General features: G+C 53.3%; 12 protein-coding genes. 1 reads left to right on the top strand and 11 read right to left on the bottom strand.

Going from position 1 to position 20,077, the window contains the following annotated elements; all coding sequences use genetic code 11:
• Positions 1–117 precede the first annotated feature (117 nt).
• The 4 genes from AC2YIT_RS06775 to AC2YIT_RS06760 form a co-directional block, all read right to left on the bottom strand.
• Complete coding sequence (locus AC2YIT_RS06775) at positions 118–1,344, bottom strand: GDSL-type esterase/lipase family protein (protein ID WP_487278697.1); 1,227 nt, start codon at positions 1,342–1,344, stop codon at positions 118–120.
• 93 nt (positions 1,345–1,437) lie between these two features.
• Positions 1,438–2,709 carry an MFS transporter gene (locus tag AC2YIT_RS06770; RefSeq protein WP_487278696.1) on the bottom strand — a complete coding sequence of 424 codons (1,272 nt, stop codon included), beginning with the start codon at positions 2,707–2,709 and terminating at the stop codon, positions 1,438–1,440.
• Positions 2,710–2,988: 279 nt separating this feature from the next.
• The gene (locus tag AC2YIT_RS06765) at positions 2,989–4,854 is read right to left on the bottom strand and encodes an ATP-binding protein (protein ID WP_487278695.1); all 1,866 of its coding nucleotides are present in this window, start codon (positions 4,852–4,854) and stop codon (positions 2,989–2,991) included.
• Between the two features lie 19 nt (positions 4,855–4,873).
• Positions 4,874–5,569: a LytR/AlgR family response regulator transcription factor gene (locus AC2YIT_RS06760; RefSeq protein ID WP_430847684.1), complete on the bottom strand. Its 696-nt coding sequence runs from the start codon at positions 5,567–5,569 to the stop codon at positions 4,874–4,876.
• Positions 5,570–5,754: 185 nt separating this feature from the next.
• On the opposite strand from AC2YIT_RS06760, the gene AC2YIT_RS06755 reads away from it, so the two are divergent.
• Positions 5,755–6,291 (top strand): hypothetical protein, encoded by a 537-nt coding sequence (locus AC2YIT_RS06755; RefSeq protein ID WP_487278694.1) that lies wholly within the window; start codon positions 5,755–5,757, stop codon positions 6,289–6,291.
• A gap of 131 nt (positions 6,292–6,422) precedes the next feature.
• Here the strand turns inward: AC2YIT_RS06755 and AC2YIT_RS06750 are convergent, their stop codons facing one another.
• The 7 genes from AC2YIT_RS06750 to AC2YIT_RS06720 all read right to left on the bottom strand — a co-directional run bounded on the left by AC2YIT_RS06750 (position 6,423) and on the right by AC2YIT_RS06720 (position 19,880).
• Positions 6,423–8,117 (bottom strand): SGNH/GDSL hydrolase family protein, encoded by a 1,695-nt coding sequence (locus AC2YIT_RS06750; protein ID WP_487278693.1) that lies wholly within the window; start codon positions 8,115–8,117, stop codon positions 6,423–6,425.
• Positions 8,118–8,247: 130 nt separating this feature from the next.
• Positions 8,248–9,609: an enolase C-terminal domain-like protein gene (locus tag AC2YIT_RS06745; RefSeq protein ID WP_430847678.1), complete on the bottom strand. Its 1,362-nt coding sequence runs from the start codon at positions 9,607–9,609 to the stop codon at positions 8,248–8,250.
• A 129-nt stretch (positions 9,610–9,738) separates the two neighbouring features.
• A complete protein-coding gene (locus tag AC2YIT_RS06740) occupies positions 9,739–11,979 on the bottom strand; it encodes a pyrroloquinoline quinone-dependent dehydrogenase (RefSeq protein WP_487278692.1) in 2,241 nt (746 codons plus the stop codon).
• 418 nt (positions 11,980–12,397) lie between these two features.
• On the bottom strand, positions 12,398–14,122 hold the full coding sequence (locus AC2YIT_RS06735; protein ID WP_430847674.1) for a RagB/SusD family nutrient uptake outer membrane protein: 1,725 nt from the start codon (positions 14,120–14,122) through the stop codon (positions 12,398–12,400).
• Positions 14,123–14,147: 25 nt separating this feature from the next.
• Positions 14,148–17,726 (bottom strand): TonB-dependent receptor, encoded by a 3,579-nt coding sequence (locus AC2YIT_RS06730; protein WP_487278691.1) that lies wholly within the window; start codon positions 17,724–17,726, stop codon positions 14,148–14,150.
• Between the two features lie 175 nt (positions 17,727–17,901).
• The gene (locus AC2YIT_RS06725) at positions 17,902–19,188 is read right to left on the bottom strand and encodes a FecR family protein (protein ID WP_487278690.1); all 1,287 of its coding nucleotides are present in this window, start codon (positions 19,186–19,188) and stop codon (positions 17,902–17,904) included.
• A gap of 98 nt (positions 19,189–19,286) precedes the next feature.
• Complete coding sequence (locus AC2YIT_RS06720) at positions 19,287–19,880, bottom strand: RNA polymerase sigma factor (RefSeq protein ID WP_430847668.1); 594 nt, start codon at positions 19,878–19,880, stop codon at positions 19,287–19,289.
• Positions 19,881–20,077: the final 197 nt, after the last annotated feature.

The raw sequence follows: 20,077 nt of genomic DNA, 5'->3' as shown, positions 1-20,077 counted from the left end.
TCGGCCGTCGGCTATCAGCTTTCGGCTTGTTACAAATCTTGCGGTGCGCAGCACCTTGTTTGAATGTTCTTTTATTTGTGAGGTCCCGACTGCCGATAGCCGACAGCCGAAGTTCTCCTATTCCAGCTTCCGCAGCTCATACACCACTTCCTTCGGCGCAGCATGAAGGATAATCTGCCCTTCGAGCCATTTGATGAGGATATTCTGCTCTTCGAGCCCTTTTACGTGGCGGCCCTGCTCATATTTGCGGAAACCGATGATATAGGTCTGGTTCAATGGCCGGTACTGGAAAAAATGCAATTCATTTTTACGGATAATCATCTCGCGGATGCGCGCCGACTGTTCGAATTGCGGCCCCTGCCTGATCTCCACGCCCTTCTCCCATTCCTTCGCAGATGCGGTAACAACCTGCTCATTCCCGGCACTCAGGGTGTAATATCCCCTTTTCAACCCGACGATCCGCACCACATTGGCATCGTTACCTACCCAGCTGCTGGCTTGCGGAAACGGTAATGGCAAATATTTGTCGGCGAATACAAACCGCACGATCACATTGTTGTCCTTGCTGTCGGTCGAAATTTTGACATTCGAAGAATACGGGGCAGGCTTAGCGACCGTAATCGTCGAAGTCACCCGGTCATTAGGCACACCCAGTGCTTTTCCCAGCACATCAGCGAGGTAGTAGTAGCCCGTTTCGTTCAAATGGACGGTATTTTCGATGATATCGGCCTTCTTGCTCGTATTCAGGACCGGGTTGTAAATATCGATAAACTGCTTGCCCCGCTGGGAAGCCACATCAGCAATCGCTTTGGAATACAACTCGAGATCCGCATTCCGGGCATCAATATGCTGCGAAGTGTCAGCAGAGACGACCGGGATCGTCGAAAGCAGCACCGTCCGGGCGCCCAGCGACTCTATCTTGTCAATCAGTTTATTCAAACCATCCTTGAAATGCGCCACCCCTGCCTGGCCCTCCTGCGCCTCCACGCCCCCGTACGCGAGGAACACGATGCTTGGCGCGGCCTGGGTAATATCCTGCATTAAATGCTCGTATGGTGTCGGCGGGTTGGTGTAAGTGCTGCGCGCCTCGCCCCAAACGTTATCGCCTGTCCAGCCCAGGTTGCGGAATGTAATGCCCTTGTCGGCAAAACGGGTGGTGAGGGCCAGTTCCAGGTAACCGTACTGAAATTCATTCTCAAAAATGGAGTTCCCCAGGAAAACGACGCGGTCGCCGTCTTTCAGCACATTCGGGCTTTTGTTCTGGGCGTGGGTGGGTCCGTAGATGAGGGTTAGTAAAAACAGAAAAACACAAACCGGAAGCCCCGGCAGTCTAAAATTGTTCATTTACCTTGGGTTAAGTGTTTGGCAGAGTACTTTAATAGCATACAAAGACCCAAAGCCACCGAACTTAACCGCCCGTTACACAAAATTCGAGCATCAGACCTCCTCCGGCACCGGCTGTCTCGCCTTGGGAGCGGGAATCACAGCGATGGTAATGATGGTAGCCAACACCAGCGCAACCGCCATCAATGTATAGGAAGCATTGAAATTCCCCGTTTCGCTATTGAGATACCCTACCAGGTACGACCCTGCAAACGAACCCAATGCACCCAGGCTGTTGATCAACCCAATGGCTCCGCCGATCACATTCTTCGGCAATATCTCGGCGATGGCCGCAAAGAACGGTCCGTAAGGCGTGTACAAAGCCCCTCCGGCAACTACCAGCAGTGCATAGGCGATCCAGAAATGCCCGGTACCGATCCACACCGCCACGTAAAGGCATACCGCGGCAACCAGCAGGAACGGCCAAACGAACACCTTCCGGTTGCCTGTCCTATCCGAAAAATAGGATGCGGCGAGCATACCCACCACGGCAAGCACATAAGGTACTGCCGACAACCAGCCCGTGGTCACCATATTCATATTCGGAGCCGCCTTGATGATTGAGGGTAGCCACATGACAAAACCATAAACCCCGACGCTCCATAACAAGTATTGCAGGCACAGGAGGATCACTTTCCGGGATTTGAATGCCTCGGCATAGTTTTTGACCGGTTTGATACCCGCCTGCTCGGCTTTCAGTTTCTCCTCCACGGCCAATTTCTCTTCCTGCGTAAGCCAGCCGGCTTCCATGGGACGCTCGTCGATAAGCTTCCACCAGATGAACGCCCACAAAATGCCGGGTGCGCCCTGGATAATGAACATCCACCGCCATCCCAGCGAATCGATCAGGTAGCCCGAGAGCACCGACATCCACAATACCGTCACCGGGTTTCCCAATATCAGGAATGTATTGGCCCGGGAACGCTCTTCTTTGGTGAACCATTGACTCAAAAGGATCAGCATAGCGGGCATTACCGCACTCTCCACCACCCCGAGCATGAACCGGATCACGATCAGCGCCGTCGCGTTGTTGACCATTCCCGTAGCCGCGGCCAGTCCGCCCCAGAGGATCAGCGAAATGAATATAAGCTTCTTGGCCGTCCGCGTAGCCGCATAATGCGCGCCTGGGATCTGGAAGAAAAAATAGCCCAGAAAGAACAGCGAGCTCAGCAATGTCGAGGTATTCGGGTCGATATGGAGGTCGTCGGCCATACCGCCCGCCACGGCGAACCCAAAATTGGCGCGGTCGAGGTATGCGAGGCTGTATGTGACAAAAACGACAGGGATAATCCGGTACCAGCGTACCTGTGCGAGTTGCGGCTTCATGCAGGAGTTCAGGAATTGATATGCATTAAAACGCAGATCCCCGGTGGTTCTACCATCGGGGATCTGAAATGTTGGAGTTCGTTTGCCGAGGCATTGTTCGTCTGCTATTCGGCTGTTGTCACATGCCTGACGGCATCTGGCCAAAATCGCTCTTTTCATTCTGCTACCCATATCACATGCTTACGGCATTCTTTGGAAGTCTTTCAAGGATTAAATCGCATAGCGATGTAACATTGGTAGCAGATTGGGATATCCAACGTCCGGGATGCCGATGACCTCTCAATCTCTCTGAAACTGCCGGTAAAAGATGCCCGCCTCTTCCAATGCCTCTTTGCAAATGCTCAGTATTTGCTCCACCGGCCCGGCGATATCCTCCTTCCCGGCGGGCCCGTTTTCCAGAAGATCAAGCGGCTCGTCGAGCAGTGCATTCAGGCCCATAATTGAAATGGTTGTTTTGATTCCGTGGGCAATGCGCCGGATTTCGCCGCGGTCGCGCTTTGCTGCTGCCGCTGATAACGCTTCCAGTTCCCGCGGCATCAGATGCAGGAACTGTTCGGTTACCAGCTTTTCGTAGGTAGCATCCCCATTGCTGATCTCCCGCATATAGTCAAGATCGATCACTTTGAATGCATTAGCGGGTATGCCTTTTCCCGAAAGGGGTAGCGTGTAAGCGGCTAACACCCTATCCAGTTCACTCTCTCTGACCGGTTTGGCGATGTGGTCGTCCATCCCGAGGCGGATGCATTTTTCTTTTTCCCCTTCCATCGCATGGGCGGTCATAGCGATTACCGGGATAGTCAGTTTCAATTCCTCGCGTATGGCGCGCGTAGCCGCGTACCCATCCATGCCAGGCATTTGAATATCCATAAAAACAAGGTCGAAAGGCTCGCTACGAAGCATTTCGATCGCCTCCAGGCCATTGGCAGCGACACGCCCTGCGATCCCCCGTTCCTCCATGAGGCGCATCATAAGTCCCTGGTTAATGATATGGTCTTCGGTGATCAGCACCCGCAGGCCCGGGCGCTGCGGGTGTATGGCTTCCACAGGAGCGCCCGCGAAGGGTATTTCGCGCTCTGCGGCTACCCTGTACGGAATGGTCACCTTTACCGATGTACCTACGCCCGGCTTGCTCGACAGCGCTATTTCCCCGTCCTGCAAATACACGAGGTCACGCACGATAGACAAACCCAGGCCGGTGCCCCCGAACTGCCGCGTAGTGGAATCTTCCGCTTGCCGGAACCGTTCGAAAATCGTTTCGAGCCGTGCTTCTTCAATGCCGATTCCGGTATCCGTCACCTCGAACATGAGATTCACATGGTCGTCATTGCCGCCGTTCATGGTAACGCGGAGGTTTATTTCACCTGTTTCCGTGAATTTAAATGCGTTGCTTACCAGGTTGACCAGAATCTGCGTCAGCCGGGTCGGATCGCCCGTGATCGTTTCCGGGATAGCCGGATCGAACGACACAATGAGCGGCACGTGCTTTTCGGCCGAGCGGTGGTGGAACATCGTCCCCACCGAATGCACCAATGCCCCGGGATCAAACGGCACGTGTTCGATCCGCATCATCCCCGACTCTATTTTGGACAAGTCGAGAATGTCGTTCACGATGGCCAGCAACGTTTCGCCGGATTGCTGCACGGTAGTGATATGCAAGCGCGTATCGGCGTCGAGTTTTTTCTTCTGGAGAAGATTGGTGTATCCCAAAATCGCATTCAGCGGCGTCCTGATCTCATGGCTCATATTGGCCAGGAAGTTCTCTTTCACGAGCACGGCCTCTTTCAGCTTCCTTTCACTGGTATTGAGCTGGCGGATCAGCTCCGCCTGCTTCTTCATACGGCCGATAATGATGGCAAAAACCGCCGTAAGCAACGCCAGCACGCCGATCGTCAGGTACAAATTCCAGCGCAAGACCCGCTGCCCGCTCTGGTCGACCACGTTGATCTTCGCCGCCAACGCAGCACGACTGGTGCTATCCGCCTGATGCGACAGCCCGCTGCTCATCCGGTACTCATCGAGCAGGCTCTCATTTGCGCTGATCAGCTCTTCCAGATTACGCCGCGTCATATACTGCACCGCCACCAATGCCAGCACAGCAGCCACGAAACCTATGGTAATGTATAAGACGAGCGTGCGGACTCTCATGGGCTCAGCTTTTCAAAAATCACAAAACATTCAACCTGCGGTTCAGTGCCGCGCGGTAGGTGTCGGCTACGGGCACCATTTTCTTGTTGATAATAAGCGTGCCGCCTTCGATCGTGTCGATTTTGCCTACCTGGATGATGAACGACCGATGTACGCGCAGGAATTTCGAGTCGGGAAGTTTCGCTTCGACCTCTTTCAAAGAGGTATGCACGGAGTAAAATTTTTCGAGGGTGTATAGTTTGACATAATCTCCCATGGCCTCCGCGTACAATATATCGGCGATTTTCAGGCGACGGACGATGTTCGAATCCCTGATGAACAGGAAACTGTCGTCCTCTATCTTCATCTCCTGTTTTTTGCTCCTGAAAATCTCCTTGGCTTTTTCAATGGCCTGCAAGAAGCGGGCAGGCGTTACCGGTTTGGTGATATAATCGGCCACATTGAGCTCGAATGCCTCGGCGGCATACTCTTTTTTAGAGGTCGTAAATATGATCACGGGATTTTTGCTACCCAGGCTCTTCACCAGTTCGATACCCGTCATCCCTTCCATTTCAATGTCGAGCAGCAAAAGGTCCACCTGTTCGTCCATGATCCTGCGATAGGCATCCATAGCATTGTCGCATTCTCCGATGAGCATCAGCTCTTTGTCGTGCTTCACAAGCTGCTTCAATGTGGTGCGGGCAATGATGTTGTCGTCGATCACCAGGCAATTCATAATTCACGATCCGGTTTGATGGGGAGAATGCGAAAACCAATGTAGCGAAAAGAAATCATAAAGACACTTTTGCCCCTTTCACCGACAGTTTCTGCCCTTCTAGCCACACACTATTTCCCGGGTAACCCGCACCAGGTAGTTTTGGATCATTCAAACGATCAGTCACCAAAAAACATAGCATCACAATGAAAACTTTCATCACATCCGCTATCATCGCCGCACTGGCGATCACAGGAGCCCAGGCACAAACCCTTGCCAAAGACATCCGAAAAGAACATCGTGCAGAAAAACACGCCGAAGCACGCCAGGAAGTAAGTTCCCGCTCAAAAGACAGCTTTTACGCAGATTTCGGCCAGGTACCCGACGCCAAATGGGTAAGAGGCCCGCAATTTGATGAAGTTACTTTCACGAAAGACGGTCAGCAACAAACCGCTTACTATGACAACCATTTTATGCTGGTGGGTACCACCACCGACAAAAAATTCTCCGACGTCCCTGCCAAAGCACAAAAAGAGATCCAGAAACAATTTAAAGGCTACGCAATCGGTGCAGTGGTAGAGTACAAAGACAACGAAAACAACGACACTAACATGCTCCTCTACGGCACCCAGTTCGACGACGCCGACCACTATTTTGTGACCGTTTCCAAGGGCAAAGAAGCCGATGTACTGATGGTCAAAACCGACGGGGAAATTTCGTTCTTCAGCACCCTTCGTAAATGATGGCGTGAAGCTCCCGCTTCACGCCCGCTATTCGCAGGCCTCCGGCCGGTCCGTATTGCAATATGATTGCAGTATTGACCGGCCGGAGGCCTGCGAATGGTGTGTGCAAAGCAGGAGCTTTGCACCAGCGGCTAGCGCCGCTTTTTTGCTTCAACCTGCTGCTGCACAAACGAAAGCAGCTCATTCAGATTAAACCGCGAAGTATTATTGGCTGCCGCATAACGCACATAAGGCAATGCCTCCTCCGGTCGGTCCATTCTCAGAAGTATGACAAAAAGCATCCGCGCGCGTTCGAAGCTGTTCTCCATCCTGAATGCTTTTGAAAGATAATTAACGGCCTGGCGATGCAGTCCCATTGCGATACTGAGCTTCCCCGCATTATCGAAATACACCGGATTCAACGGATCGTCGAGCACCAGCGCTTCCGCCACACGAAGCATCCCGGCGGTATCTTTGTCGGCCGCATAGTGCCCTTGCAGCCGGGCCATGGCATCGCGCCAGGATATTTGTTTGACCACCAATGCCCCCGCCAGCTTTTCTTCTTCCGTTTTTTCCCGCTTTTCTTCCGCAGGCATCGGGATATTGAATGGCCAGCCTTCTTTTAGAATCATCATTTCGTATTCCCCTTTCAGAGAATCCACGGGCGTAATCGGCATTTGTTTTTTCAATACCTCGAAGGGCATTTCTGCGGATGATGCGGGCAATAGTCCCGTTTGGCGAAGCGCTTGATAAAATGCTTCCGAAAGCAGCGCATATCCCTGCAAATTGGGATGTACATGTTCCAGCAAAGTTTCCTTGCCCAGGATCCCCGCCGCAGAGTGCTTTTCAAACAGGCCTCGCGTGTGTACGAGCGTCACGCCCTTGTGTGTGTGTGCGATGTCTTTGATGATGGTATTCAATGCCTCCGGCGCCCGGAAACGCAATGCGTCAAGCTCTTTCGCTATGATAAACTCCTTTTTAGCACTTGCATGCCTTCCTTGTTTATATAAATCACTGCCCGACTGATAATGAGCATCGGCCGAATTTCCCTGCTTGTCGGGAATGCTGATAAACGGTTTCAGATCTTTTTCATTGCTAACCAGATTACTGATCAGCAACGGTATGCCCCTCGCGCTGAATGCGTCCGCCAGCTCATTCATGTTGCCCCTAAACTGGTCGAGCCCGGCCTGATAATCCTCCGAACCCAATGCAATCTGCTGGTCGGCAGCCATTCGTTTCATCAGGTTTTCCCGCAAATCGAGTTCCTTGCCGGAAACCAATGCAATAGCCCCGTCGGTTAAGGAAGCCAGGAGTTGCGTAAGCCTCAAACCGCGCAGGTTCATCAGCAGGCGTGCCAGCGTGCGGTTTTGCCCGATACCTTTGGTGGCAGCTACGCCCATGGCTCCGTAATATTCGTTATGGCCCGTGTAAACGAGCACAGCGTCCGGTTCATATTCGAGCACGGCTTTGCCGAAGTCAAGGACGGTGTACGAATTTACAGCGGTCAACGAGAGGTTAATGACCTCGAAATCACGTTCGGGATAAGTATGTAAAAGCCTGTATTGCAGCCAGCGGTGGAACGAGCCGTTGTTCATGTAGGGATAACCAATGGTGGTCGATTCGCCCAATACGAAAATGCGAAATACGCCCGGCGCTTTTTTCGCAGTGAAAGGCTCGGTGTTGCCGTAGGTGGCGTTTTGCTGGTTGGCAAAATAGCGTTTCGAAGCGTGCGGATTGAGTACCAGGTAGCCTTTCCGGGCCTGATCTTCCGTAAAAACCGCCAGATCGTGCCCGTAGCCAAACAACCGTAATGCCCCTTCCAGCACCAGCAGTACCAGAAAGGGCATTAACAACATGATCAATTTAAATAGAGACTCGCGTTTCATTCGCTGTTACATGCCTACGGCATTGGAATTCCCAATATCAACCGGATACTACCAGTATTACATGCCTGACGGCATTTGCGACCAACAACTGTTACGGCCGGATGCTCGTACCGTCAAATTTACGAACCTGCCAGTTGGATTTACTGGTAATCGGATACTTAGCGGCTTCTTTTTCGTCGATATCCACGCCCAGTCCCGGCGCCTCGTTCACCGACATGTATCCGTCCTTCATCGTCGGGCAGCCCTTGAACACTGCCTGCATCTTTTCGTTGAAGCTTACAGCCTCCTGAATGCCGAAGTTCCAGACGGCGAGATCGATATGTGCGTGCGCCGCGTGTCCCACAGGCGAAACGTCGCCCGGACCGTGCCACGCCGTTTTAACATTGAACCACTCCCCCAGCCGTGCTACTTTCATAGCCGGCGTAATGCCGCCGATCTGCGACACATGGCAACGGATATAATCGAACCATTGATTGGCCATGGGATCGCGGAACTCGTTTACGTTGTTGAATAGCTCACCCATGGCTATCGGTACCGTGGTACTTTGCCGCAACTGACGAAACCAGCCCATGTTTTCGGGCGAGAACGGGTCTTCGATAAAGAATGGCCGGTACGCTTCCAATGCCTTGATCATATTAATGGCATCCATCGGCTGCACACGCTCGTGGATGTCGTGCAGGAGCTCTATATCCTCGCCGCAGTGCTTGCGCACCGCTTCAAAAAGCTTCGGCACCGATTTCAAATAGGCCCTTTCATTCATGAAATTATCCGTAGCGCCGCCAAAACCCGCCGCTCTGAAATCCGGCTTTTGTTCGGTTGCGCCCACGGCACCATAACCGCCCTGCTGGATGCGGATATACTTGAAACCACGATCCATAATACGCTGGACATCATCGGCAACCGCTTCGGGTGTGTTGCCATTGGCGTGCGTGTAGCAAGGGATCGCGAACCGCACCTTACCACCCAGCAGCTGGTACACCGGCATGCCGGCGCGCTTGCCTTTAATATCCCAGAGAGCCTCGTCCAGCCCGCTCAAAGCATTGTTCAGCACCGGGCCGTTGCGCCAGTAGGAACTCACGTAGGTCGAATGCCACATGTCCTCGATATTGTCGACGTCCTTCCCGACACAGAATTCATTGAGGTAGGTGTCGATCGCCGTTACTACCGCAAAGGCGCGCTGGGTGAATGTTGCGCAGCCCAGCCCATATAGGCCGGGTTCGGTTGTTTCGACTTTCACGACGATAAGGTTGGAGCCCTGGGGGGCTGTCACAATCGCTTTCACACTCTTGATTTTCACCGGCGCCATGCCTTTCGCGTAGGCGGATTGCGTGTAATGCGCATGAGCGCGGTCGGCCGAACCGAGCAGTCCGAGCAGTCCGGCTGCCGACCCGGCTCCCAGCATTTTTAAAGCGTCGCGACGGTTCTGTTGAGTCTCAGAGATATGGTTGTGCATAAAGGTTGGGATTAGGAATGATTGAACTGTGATTCACTTGGTTAAGGGGTTAGGAATAGTCAGTGGGTCAGGAATAGTCAGGGGTAGTCGGTGAGTTGGAAATTGTCTGTATTACAGGAAATCGGCGGCTCATGGCAATGCAAATGCGATGTATTTGCCGCCGGGCTTGTGGCCGTTTTTGGCTCCGCCGGCGGCGATCACTACATATTGCCTGCCGTTCACCATGTAGGTGGCGGGGGTCGCAAAGCCGCCTGCGGGTAGTTGGTATTCCCAAACGGTTTTGCCGGTTTTACGATCGAATGCGCGGATCTTCTCGTCTTTGGTGCCTGCAATGAACACCAGCCCTCCCGCCGTCACGATCGGCCCGCCGTAGTTTTCGGTGCCGGTAATAGGAACGCCCTTTTTGGTGAGCTCAGGGAACTCACCCAGCGGTACTCGCCAGAGATATTCGCCGGTATTCAGGTCAATGGCGTTGAGCGTGCCCCAGGGTGGTTTGATGGCAGGGTAACCGTCCGGATCGAAGAAGCGCGTCCAGCCATTATTAATGTAAGGCGGGATGTAGGGGAATGCCGTTTTGGCCTCCTCAGGCGCTTCACTCGCGCTGTGGTTTTCGGATACGGGTGCCGTTTGTTCCGGATTGGTCAGGAATGCGACCAGCTCCTGCCGTTCCTTCTCGGATATATGCTGGAATGAAGGCATTCGGCCGCGTCCGCTTTTGATAATATTGCCAATTTCCTCTTTCGACATTCTGTTGCCAACCTGCACGAGGCTCGGATACTCCTGCCCGCTGCCCTGGCGGTCGGCACGGTGGCAGGCGGCGCAATTCCGCATGTACACCGCCTGACCGTGCGATGCCGCAGCTTGCCGGGCCGCATTGCCACCCCGTCCATTGTAATCCATCATTTTCAGGTCCCATACCATTTCGTTAGCGTTTTGGTACAAAATACCCTCGGGATCGGCCGCATTACCGCCCCATTCAGCCCCGCCGCCGATGCCCAGGTACAGGCTTCCCTCCCTACTGGGCGGCATATACTTGTTGCCGGAGCGGGTGCTGTTGAATTTTTCCTTGACAAATGCGTGGGCTTCCGGCGTACGGTCGGTGATTTCGCTTTCTGTAAAATTCTGCCGGGAAAACGGTGCCGGTTTGGTCGGGAACGGCTGTGTGGGCCATGGATGCTCGCCGGGAAGATGGTAATCCGCCAACGCGGAACGTTCCTCCACCGGAAACAGCGGCTTGCCGGTGTCGCGGTCGAGCAGGAAAAGCAGACCGTCTTTGGTCGCCTGTGCCACGGCGTCGATCTTCCGGAGTTTGCCGTCCGGACTTTTGTGTTTGACGGTCAAAAGATTGGGCTGGCACGAAATATCCCGGTCCCAAAGGTCATGATGGACGGTCTGGTAGTACCAGTTCATTTTCCCGGTTTCTGCATTCAGCGAGATCACGCAGTTCGCATACAAGTTCTTCCCTTCACGATCGGCACCATAAAAATCGACCGAAGGCGAGCCGGTACCAAAGTACACGGCGCCTCGTTTCTCGTCAAGCACCATGCCGGCCCAATTGTTGGCGCCGCCTATACGTTTCCAGGCATCTTTGGGCCAGGTGTCATGGCCGGGCTCTCCCGGTTCGGGTACAGTGTGGAAGGTCCATTTGAGCTTTCCCGTGCGCACGTCGAATGCGCGTATGTGCCCGGGCGCGGCGTCTCCGTATTCGGACACACGCGAGCCTATCACCAATATATCCTTGTAAATCACGCCCGGCGACGTCGCATCCACCGATAATTTATCGTTTTCACGTCCCGGCCGGCCGGTAACGCCCTGGCTCAGGTCGACTTTTCCACCATCGCCGAAGCTCTGCACGAGTTTTCCAGTGGCGGCATCGACGGCACAAAGATGGTTCCCAGCTGTGTAAAGGATTCTTTTATCCGCACCGTCTTCCCAAAACATAACACCCCTGCTAACGTGGAAACGTGGGGTGCCTCCTGTAAACGGGTCGAAACGCCAGAGTTCCTCGCCGGTGTCGGCCTTCAATGCAAACAGGCTCAGCTGCGGCGTGGTGCCGTACAAGATGCCGCGCACGATGATGGGCTGGCATTGGATTTCCATGGCGCGACGAGGAGGCGTACTACCAGGCGCGAGTTTGGCGGCATCGTATTCCCAGGCCACTTTGAGCTGGTTTACGTTTCCGAGGTTAATCTGTGTCAATGGCGAATAGCGGTTCCCGGCCTTGTTGCCGCCGTAGGCGATCCAGTCGGCATTTCGGTCGTCGGGTTGCAGGCTAACGAATGCGGCCAATGCTGTTAACGTTGCCAAAATCGGCAACATCCGCAAAAATCGCCCCGTCGGACTGACGCTTTTATGTTGGTTCGAATGCATGAAATGGAATATTGAATCTACAAATATTGCGGTGCTCTGCACCTTTGCGTATCTGGTACAGAGTGACGATGAACATTGAATCTACAAATATTGCGGTGCGCTGCACCTTTGCCTGTTTGCGTAGCGCGACGATGGAACATTAAATCCACAAATGTTGCGGTGCGCTGCACCTTTGCGTGTTTGCATAGCGCGACGATGGAACATTAAATCTACAAATGTTGCGGTGCGCTGAACCTTTGCGTGTTTGCGTAGCGCGACGATGGAACATTCAATCTACAAATGTTGCGGTGCGCTGCACCTTTGCGTGTCTGGTACAGAGCGACGATGAACATTGAATCTACAAATATTGCGGTGCGCTGCACCGGTCTCGCAGAGGTGCAGCGCACCGTAAACTTGTAGATTGTTAATCAAAATAGCATCAATACCCCGGGTTTTGCCGCATGTTCACGTTTGCAGTGATTTCATTGATCGGGATCGGCTGGGCGTAATCCGTGGGATCCCACTGGATGGCGCCACCGCGAATGCGCTGGTAGTAGGCCGCTTCCTTGTCGCCGATCTGCCAGCGGCGGACGTCGAGCCACCAGTGGCCTTCCGCGAATAGCTCGGCCCAGCGTTCGTATTTGAGCGGGTCGTTTTTCAGGACGGCATCCGTCGCTTTCGTCTGGTCGGTGAGACTTTTGTAGTCCACAGCCGAAGGCGTATTCACCGGCAGGCCGTATGCCCTCCTTTTGACCTTATTGATGTATTCCAATGCGCCTGCATTATCTCCTGAATGTGAAAGCGTCTCCGCATACAGCAGGTACACATCGGCCAGCCGGAGCCACGGGAAGTTGGCGCCATTCGACATGTTGATCTCCGCTTCTGTACCACTCGGGTTCGTGAATTTACGGAAGCTCCATGCCTCCATATCCAGTTCGGTAATGTCGAGGTAATGCGAAATAGGGCGCTTTTTACCGTTCACGACCATCGAATCGACATAAGGCTGGTAACAAGCCACCCAAAGGCGCGGGTCCACGGTCTGCTTTTTCTTCGCTTCGAGCGAACGGGTAATGTAGGCGGGATCCACATTGGCGATATTCGCGCTCGTGGTGCCGGGTTTGAAATAATGCCCCTCATTAAATCCGAAACGGGCGATGTTTTTGGCATGCGGGAACACGTTCGACCACGCCGAAGCAGCCTGCCCGCCATTGTCGCTCACGTATGTAGGCGCGATCACCATCCCGATACTCGAACCCATCGACTGGTCGTCGCCACCGCGGGCGGTCATGTCCACATTCAGGTTCAGCTCAAAAAGGGATTCGGACGTAAATTCATTTTTTCCATTGAACATATCCTTGTACACGTCGAACGTCACAAGTGATTTGCCGCTGTTGGTCACCACATCGCCGAGGTAGGTTTTGGCATTGGCCCAGTCGGCCTGGTAGGCGTATACTTTGCCCAAAAAGCCTTTCACAGCCCAGCCCGACACCTTGTGTTTATCAGTAGCGCCAGTCCAGCTGGTACTTTTCAGCAGGGCTTCCGCCGCTTTGAGATCGTTGATAATGAAATCCCAGCCTTCCTTCACGGTTTTGCGCGGCACCTGGGTCGCTTCGAGGCCCGACGCTACCTCGGTAATGATGGGAACACCCATTTTCCCACCGTCGGTAGCCGCATTGAAGCCCTCTCCCCAGAACGACACCAGGTGAAAATAGTACCAGGCACGCAGGAACAATGCCTGCCCTTTGATCAGGTCAATGGCGGCAGCGTCGTTAGGGGCCTTCTGGCGATAGGTTTCAATGGAAGTGAGCAATGTGTTGCTCCGCTGGACGCCGCGCCAGAGCTCGCGCCAGGTATCGTACAGGAAGCTGTCGTTGGGCTGCGAATTATTCTGGCCCATCTGGATCCACGTCGGGGTACCCTGCCAGCTCAGGTCGAGGGTGTGGTCCCATAGCCAGAGGTTTTTGCCCAGCATGGTGTGCCCATAAAGACCGGTGGCGTGCTGGGTGGCGTATACGCCCGTCAGCAACTGTTCCAGATCGGTCACCGAATTGGGATATTTCGAAGGTGACAATGCGCCCGGGTTTTCGACATTAACGAAGTCGTCGCTGCACGAAAGCAGGCCCGTAAGCACGAAAAACAGGAGAAATTGGTGTAGTATTTTCATAGCCTTGCCAGCTGTTTAAATTCTGTTAGAAATTCAGATCGATACCCATGGAAACCAGCCTCGTACGCGGATACGAGTAAATCGTGTCGAGCCCGCGGGCGGTGGTACCGTTGCGGCCGAGCACTTCCGGGTCGAGGCCCGAGTAGCCGGTAAACGTGAGCAGGTTCTGTGCCTGGAAATAGACCCGCAGGCCACTCATTTTCCATTGCTTCACCAATGCAGAAGGCAATGTATAGCCTACTTGCAGGTTACGCAATTTCAGGAACGAGCCGTTTTCCACCACGAACGAGGAAATACGGGTGTAGTTCGAGTTCGGGTCGCGGACGTAATTGCCCGAAACGTCCTTTGTGCCCACGCGGGGCTGGTCGGTGAGGCCGTTGCCATTGAAAAACGAGGTTTTGAAAATGTCGTTGGTCGTATTGTAATCACCGACAAAGAATTGGGTGTAATACTTGTTTCCATTGAAAACATCTACCCCCTGAACTCCCTGGAACATGGCCTGCAAGTCGATGCCTTTCCAGCCGAGGTTCAGCGAGAAGCCGTAAGTGATCTTCGGCCACGGGTTACCGATATAGGTTTTATCGTCGATGGTAATGCGGCCGTCGCCATTCACGTCGCGGAATTTGAGATCGCCCGCGCCGGTACCTGCATTCTGGAAGAACACGCCGGTAGTGGGCTTACCCGCCGCGGCAGCTGCTTCCTGTGCGCTCTGATTCAATGCGGCTACTTCCGAATCGGTCTGGAACAGGCCTTCCACGATGTAACCGTAAAACTGGCTCAGCGGCTTGCCTGCCTGCGTGCGTGTAACGGTACTTTCGAGGTAATCGCCGGCCGCACCGTCGTTGATCGGATTGTTGTTGGTACCGCTCAGCTGTTTCACCAGGTTTTTGTTAAATGCCGCATTCGCGCTCACGGAATAGGTAAAATCTCTCACCTTGCCCCGGTAATCCACCGCCAGTTCAAGCCCTTTGTTGCTCATCTGGCCGATATTGGTGTACACACTCGATCCATAGAAACCCGCCGAAACCGGTACCGGCACCTGGTAAATCATGTCCTGGGTCTGGCGGCTGTACCAGTCGGCAGTGATATTCAATGCATTCTTGAACAAGCCGAGGTCGATACCGATGTCGGTCTGGTTCACCTGCTCCCATTTGATATTCTGGTTAGGCAACTGGGCCGTTAAAGCATAACCTTTCGAGCGGTCGCCATTCGGCAAACCGAGGATATTGGTCCCGCCGCTACCCCCGAACGATGCCTGATAGGTATATTGCTGAATGCTGCTCGTACTGCCCAGTTTGCCATAGCTCGCACGGACTTTCAGGTTCGAAACCTGCGAAAAATTATCCCGCACGAAAGCTTCTTCACTCACTTTCCAGCCTACCGAGAAGGACGGGAACACGCCCCATTTGTTAGCCGGACCGAAACGGTCGGAACCATCGCGGCGTACGTTGGCGGTGAAAAGGTATTTGTCGGCAAATGTATAATTGATCCGCCCGAACTGCGAAAGCAGCCGTGTTTGCGGGAACTCGCCGCCACTCGTTTTGTAAGTACTCGGGTTGGTGGTCATACCCAGGTTATAGGTAATCACCTGAAAACCTTGTGCTTCACCGTGCAGGTTGCTCAGATTGGACTGATAAGCCTCGTAACCCGCCATCGCCTTGATCTCGTGGTGCCCGAAGGCCTTCGCGTACGTGAGCACGAAATTGCCGGTAAAGTTCCGGGTATTGCTCTGGTCGCGGCTCAGGAATGCATTCACGTTTTTAAGCGTACCGAAATCGTAAGCCTCCGTAAACTTATAATTGTTCACCGCGTAAATCGACGCCCCGAATGTCGAACGGAAGTTCAAACCTTTGATGATTTCCCAATCGAGGTAAACATTTCCTTCCAATGCATACTGGTTGTTCTTCGCGTGGTTGATCAGCTCGTTCGCCACCAGGTTGGGTCCGGTGAAAAAAGTACCGGTTTTCGCCCAGCCGCCCACTGGGTTGGTCGGATCGTACACGGGGATCACAGGTGCCGAGCGGAATGGGAATGTGCTGGTTTGCACCGGGTTGTTGCGTGTGCTCCAGCCGTATAGCGTCTCTCCCACTTTCAACCGGTTGTTGATCTTGAAATCTGCATTCGAACGGATACCGTAGCGCTCAAACCAGTTGTCGATGATGGTACCGCCTTCGCGTTGGTAGTTGGCCGAAAGGTAATAGTTGGTCTTGGGCGTTGCGCCCGAGAGCGAGAGCGAATAGCTCTGGTCGCTGCCGTTCTGGTAAATCTGGTCGATCCAGTTGTTATCCGGCAGTGTATTAGGGTCGCCCCAGCCACTGGTATTCACAGCGGAAGCGGCCTTGGCCTTGATATAATCCGGCGTATTCAGCATGGAATACAGGTTCACCGGCTTCCGCACACCATAATAGGCATTGAAGTTAATATTCATTTTATCGGACCCCGCCACACCGCGCTTCGTAGTGACGAGCACCACACCACCCGCCGCCTGTGCGCCGTAAATAGCAGCCGCACTCGCATCTTTCAGGATTTCAATGGATTCGACGTCCTGCAAATTGAAGTTGTTGCCGGCCGACATCCGGATCCCATCCACAATGTAAAGCGGTGCCATACCGCCGATGGAACCCACGCCGCGGATCACAATATCGGAACCGCCGCCCGGCGAACCATCCGGGCGCGTCACCTGCACACCAGCCGCGCGGCCCTGCAATGCCTCATTCACACTGCGTACCGGCAGGTTTTTGATCTCTTCCGACTTCACCGACGATACAGAGCCTGTCAGGTCCGAACGTTTTTGCGTACCATAACCTACCACGACCACCTCTTCCAACGCCTTGTTGTCAATTTTCAGGGTCACATCGACCTGGCTTCTACGGCCGACGATCACCTCCTGCGACATAAATCCGACGAAAGAGAACGTCAGTACCGCATCTGCATCGGTAATATCAATGCTAAACATGCCTTGCTCGTTGGTGGAAGTGCCCCGCTGGGTACCTTTCTGAATCACGTTCACGCCTGCGAGCGGCTCGCCTTTTTCGTCGGAAACCTTACCCGTGACGGTAATGTCGAAGATCGTTTGCAGGTTGACCTTCTTTCGCATCAATTCCGTCATTCTTTCCTTTAAAACCGGATCAGACGTAAAGGAAAATGGCTCTTTCAGGCCCGCCTGTTCTTTCGGTTTCCGCGCCGGCTCACGCTTTTTCTTCACGATGATTGTCTTGTCGACGATATTATAGGTTAATGGCTGCCCGGCAAAGCAGGCGTCCAGCACTTCTTTCAAAGGTGCGTTCGTCACATTGATATCGACCTTTTCGGCCTGATCCAGCATTTCAAGGTCACAAATGAAAAGAAAGCCCGTTTGTTTCCTGACGGTCCTGAGCACCTCCAGTAAAGTTGCGTCCTTCTTTTTGATTGATACCTGCTGGGCGAAAGTGTCTTCGGCCAGCACCTGCAACGTACCAATCAGGAATATCAACACGGTTAATTTCATCGTCAGGAGGACTTTGCCAAAGTCGGTTCGGCGTTTTGTGGCGTACAGCTCCCATCTAGAACGGATAAGTATATACGCTTCCCTTAGGACAGTTTTGCCCTTGTATACAAATTTCATAGTTTTGTATGCCTGGTTAAAGTGAATGTATCGTTGTCCAATGATAGCAGGACTGATCAGGTCGGTCCGGGTGCGGTCGCAACGCATCCGGTCTTTTTCCTCATCATCCTTTTCGATAAGCAGCTCAGGAAGAATTCAGGAGGCTCATGTCAGGGGAGTTTTAAGTTGAAGGTATTCAATCTGTATTTTTCACGGTAATTTTTCTGTCGTCGATCCGGAACTGGATGCCGCCAGTCATTTCGAGCATTTTCAGCACTTCCGACACGTTATTTTTGCGCGAGATCGTTCCGGCAAATGACTTTCGCTCCACGTCTCCCTCGTATTTCACGTCCAGATCATACCAGCGCGAAATCTGCCGCATAATCTCCCGGATGTTGCCATTGAACTCGAACCGCCCCTCCTTCCACGCCACAACGCTCTCGGTATCAACCGTTTTAACGGCAATATCACGCACCGGTTCATCCGTCGCTACCCGCGCCTGCTGGCCCGGCGTAAGTACTTTGGTCACTTTGTCTTTTTTCACACGCACGGAGCCTTCGAGCAAGGTAGTCTGCATGTCAGGCTCGTCGCCATAAGAACTGATATTGAAATGCGTACCTAAGACAGTGATTTCCATATCTTTACCACTCCGGTCTTTATCTGCGACACGCACGAGGAACGGCCTCGCCTTGTCGGGTTCTATTTCAAAATATACTTCGCCCGTCATTTCCACCTCCCGCCAGTTGCCTTTAAAAGCCGTAGGATATTTCAGGCTCGACCCGGCATTGAGCCAGGCCCGGGAGCCATCCGGCAGCACGATCTTATACTGCCCTCCAAGCGGCGTTTTTAGCACATTATAGGCCACAGCCCCGTCATTTACGCTGTTTTTACCATATATCACTTCCCCTTTCAATTTGTCGATGGTGGTTCCCGGCTGCACCAGCAGGTTTCGCTCGGTAATCGTATTCAGGTCGTAAGTCCGGCCGTCGGCCAGGGTAAGGCTCGCCCTGTTACCTCCCGCAGCCGCATCCTCCCCGTAAACGCTATGCATAACTGCCGCCTGAGGCGCGGGTTTGGATTTATTGAACCAACGGTAGCTTCCGTACACGAGAAATAGCACCACCGAAGCCGCCGCGAGCCTGAATAGCCACATTGGGCGGCTCCGCATTTCATCGCTGCTACCGGGCTCATTCGCGTCGCGTTCCTGCTCGCCTCCGCCAAGCTCCGACTCGTTGACGCCAAGCTCCTGCTTGGTGCCCCGCATCCCGGTGGCCGAAAATATCGAACTCAGAATATCGTCCGCGGTTTCGTCAGATAATGCATGGTGTGCGCCATCGTTCCGGATAAACTGGTCGATTAGCCCGTTGATCTGCTCACGGTTATCGTCCGAAAGCAGCATGGCCATCAGTTCTTCCCGCTCGTCGTCGGTGATTTTTTTCTCACAATACCGCAAAAACAAGTCGTCCAGTCGTCGGTTTTGCATAGATAGTCAGGATTACGGGCGGCTTTTGCCGACCTTCACCCGTAAAGACTCCCGCCGGGCAGTTTCGGGGGACAATGCGACAAAAAAAAGTTAAAAAATTAATTTACCAGGAAAAACAGCAGCCAGGAAATAGAGATTTCGAGCTTCAATTTGCTGTACGCACGGATGTGGCGCAACGCGCGGGCGAGGTGGGTTTTGACGGTTTCGGAAGAAATACGAAGCTTTTTCGCGATTTCGTCGCGCTTCAATTCCTGCTCCTTGCTCATAAGGTAAACCTGCTTTTGCTGTGCAGGCAAAAGCTCCACCGCCTGGTGTACAATTTCCTCGATTTCGAGGTCGAGCAATCGATTGTAGGTGGTGTTTTCCCCCACAGGCAGTTCGAGTTGAAGATCGTCGACGAGCTGCTGCTGCCGTGCCATTCTTTTGAGGGCCGAGAAGACGTGGTTGCGGGTCATGATGAAGAGATAGTCCTCGAAACCCGCGATTTCGAGCAATGCTTCCCTTTTTACCCACAATTTCAAAAACACGTCCTGAACAACCTCTTCGGCCAGAAAGCTGGAATGGGTAAGCCGGAATGCGGCGGAATAGACCTTGTCGCGGTACCAGTGAAACAGCGTGGAAAATGCCTTTTCGTTGCCGGCTGCAATATCAGTCAGCAACTCCGTTTCATTATGTAACGCGTATATCTTCAATGGAATACATGGCAGATTTGCACAAATGTAAACACGAAAACGGATCAAATAGGAAAATATGGTTAATAAATGTTTTTAAAAAGGGAATCGCGCAAAGGTCAGCCTTCGTGCATACCATTCGCAGGCCTCCGGCCGGCCGGTACTGCAAGAGCGATATTTGCGTGCTGACCGGCCGGAGGCCTGCGAATAGCCGTGCA

Source organism: Dyadobacter sp. SRI_021, from assembly GCF_057586235.1.
This window is presented reverse-complemented; position numbering and strand designations above follow the sequence as displayed.

Bases quoted from the DNA above. Each gene is read 5' to 3' on its own strand.
- AC2YIT_RS06730 (WP_487278691.1), bottom strand. From the start codon at position 17,726: ATGAAATTTGTATACAAGGGCAAAACTGTCCTAAGGGAAGCGTATATA.
- AC2YIT_RS06745 (WP_430847678.1), bottom strand. From the start codon at position 9,609: ATGCACAACCATATCTCTGAGACTCAACAGAACCGTCGCGACGCTTTA.
- AC2YIT_RS06755 (WP_487278694.1), top strand. From the start codon at position 5,755: ATGAAAACTTTCATCACATCCGCTATCATCGCCGCACTGGCGATCACA.
- AC2YIT_RS06725 (WP_487278690.1), bottom strand. From the start codon at position 19,188: ATGCAAAACCGACGACTGGACGACTTGTTTTTGCGGTATTGTGAGAAA.
- AC2YIT_RS06760 (WP_430847684.1), bottom strand. From the start codon at position 5,569: ATGAATTGCCTGGTGATCGACGACAACATCATTGCCCGCACCACATTG.
- AC2YIT_RS06775 (WP_487278697.1), bottom strand. From the start codon at position 1,344: ATGAACAATTTTAGACTGCCGGGGCTTCCGGTTTGTGTTTTTCTGTTT.
- AC2YIT_RS06770 (WP_487278696.1), bottom strand. From the start codon at position 2,709: ATGAAGCCGCAACTCGCACAGGTACGCTGGTACCGGATTATCCCTGTC.
- AC2YIT_RS06740 (WP_487278692.1), bottom strand. From the start codon at position 11,979: ATGCATTCGAACCAACATAAAAGCGTCAGTCCGACGGGGCGATTTTTG.
- AC2YIT_RS06765 (WP_487278695.1), bottom strand. From the start codon at position 4,854: ATGAGAGTCCGCACGCTCGTCTTATACATTACCATAGGTTTCGTGGCT.
- AC2YIT_RS06735 (WP_430847674.1), bottom strand. From the start codon at position 14,122: ATGAAAATACTACACCAATTTCTCCTGTTTTTCGTGCTTACGGGCCTG.
- AC2YIT_RS06750 (WP_487278693.1), bottom strand. From the start codon at position 8,117: ATGCCCTTTCTGGTACTGCTGGTGCTGGAAGGGGCATTACGGTTGTTT.